1 protein-coding gene is annotated in these 349 nt (G+C 69.9%); it reads right to left on the bottom strand.

All coding sequences use genetic code 11. From position 1 onward, the window contains the following. Positions 1 to 349: hypothetical protein (locus JFB92_RS12080; protein WP_199038590.1), on the bottom strand; the 349-nt coding region annotated here is incomplete at both ends.

The raw sequence follows: 349 nt of genomic DNA, 5'->3' as shown, positions 1-349 counted from the left end.
GGTGGTGAAGCGTGCTCGTGCTTTGTCTCGGGCGGCGCGTGCGGCGGCCCGGGCGCGGTCGGTTTCGGCTTGTTCGGCGGCGCGGTTCAAGTCTGCTTTGAGTGTTTCGGCCCATTCGGTGGGGTAGAGGCCGGTGTCGAAGAGGTTCGCGGCGTCGTTCTGGAAGTCGGCCTCGAGGTCGGTGTCGGTGCGCCAGTCGGCGCACCCGCACCCGCCCTGGCCTTCGTGTTCGGTCATGTCGGCGGGGGCGGGTTCGTGGTCTTCGTGGTGGACGATGGCCGCCTGTCCGGGGCCGGTCTTGGTGACGCTCCATCCGGGGGTGTGGACGCGGCCGTGGTGGAACCGGCAC

It is taken from the genome of Glycomyces salinus, assembly GCF_016428645.1.
GTDB lineage: Bacteria > Actinomycetota > Actinomycetes > Mycobacteriales > Micromonosporaceae > Glycomyces > Glycomyces salinus.
This window is presented reverse-complemented; position numbering and strand designations above follow the sequence as displayed.